This is a genomic window from Vibrio sp. 1562 (assembly GCF_033340155.1).
In the GTDB taxonomy this organism is placed as follows: domain Bacteria; phylum Pseudomonadota; class Gammaproteobacteria; order Enterobacterales; family Vibrionaceae; genus Vibrio; species Vibrio alginolyticus.
The window spans coordinates 1-523 of record NZ_JAWOVY010000757.1; the positions used below are offsets into that span (position 1 = coordinate 1).

The 523-nt window shown below is 46.5% G+C and carries 1 protein-coding gene; it reads left to right on the forward strand.

Translation table 11 applies throughout. The features are described from left to right. On the forward strand, window positions 1-523 hold a 523-nt coding region (locus R7Z49_RS27485), incomplete at both ends, for an AMP-binding protein (protein WP_318112834.1).

Here is a 523-nt window from a genome sequence, read left to right on the forward strand (position 1 = left end):
CCCAACCTTGTTCATTTCTGTACCGAGATTATGGACTCTGTTCCAGCAACGCATTCAAGACAAACTTCCACAGAAAAAATTGAATTTCTTACTGAAAATACCGTTCGTAAATTCGCTGATTAAGAAAAAGCTCGCCGAAGGGCTGGGGTTAGATCAAGCGCGAGTTTTGGGTTGTGGTTCTGCTCCGGTATCACCCGCACTATTAGATTGGTACCACAGCGTTGGCCTAAACATCACCGAAGCATGGGGGATGACGGAATCCTTCGCTTACAGCACCATAAACTACCCATTTAGAGCAGATAAAATTGGTACCGTGGGTAACGCAGGCCCCGGCATTGAGTTAAAAATTGCCGATGACAGCGAAATCATGGTGCGCGGTAAGGGATTGTTCTCTGGCTACTACAAGAATGACATCGCAACTCAAGAATCTTTTGATTCAGACGGTTGGCTGCACACCGGCGACATTGGCGCAATTGATAAAGATGGCTACCTCACCATTCAAGGTCGCAAAAAAGACACGTTC